Below are 629 nucleotides of genomic sequence, written 5' to 3' on the forward strand. Positions count from 1 at the left end.
GTGCGGGCCAAGAAGGAAGCGGTCAAGCCCGAAGAACTGATCGGACGGCTGGTCGATATCTCCATCGAGATAAGCCAGGGCGACGGCGATGGCGGCGGTGTTCGCCGCCCCTTCAACGGCCTGGTGACGGAGCTGCATGAGGGGCCGCCGATCACACGCGGCATGCGCTCTTATGCACTGACCATCCGCCCGCAAATGTGGCTTCTGTCGCGCCGGTCGGATTGCCGTATCTGGATGGACAAGACGGCGGTCGAGATCGTCGAGACGCTGTTTTCCGAACACGGCATTCCCGCCCCCGATACGTCAGGCATCATTTCTCCGCCGCCTGCACAGCACTACAGCGTGCAGTTTAACGAGACCGATCTCGATTATCTCACCCGCCGCTTTGAAGAGGACGGCCTGTTCTACTGGTTTAGCCAGGAGGATGGTTCCCACAAGCTGCATGTGGCCGATAGCGCCAGCGGCTGGCTTGGGCCGTCGCCGGCCGCCCAGGGGGAGGGGACGGTGCGTCTGGCGCAGGGGTCGTCGGATCGCAACCACATCAACGACTGGGCGCGGCGTTTTTCCTATGTCTCGGGCCAGCGTGCGGGTGCCGACTGGAATTTCGAGACGCCGGGCATGGTGCCGGG

General features: G+C 63.6%; 1 protein-coding gene. It reads left to right on the plus strand.

Annotated features, from left to right (window positions below; genetic code table 11):
- Positions 1 to 629, plus strand: a 629-nt coding sequence (locus tag I3J13_RS25630) for a contractile injection system protein, VgrG/Pvc8 family (protein WP_268884173.1), incomplete at both ends; no start/stop codon positions are given.

Origin of the sequence: Agrobacterium leguminum, assembly GCF_015704895.1 — a bacterium.
Classification (GTDB): Bacteria; Pseudomonadota; Alphaproteobacteria; order Rhizobiales; family Rhizobiaceae; genus Agrobacterium; species Agrobacterium leguminum.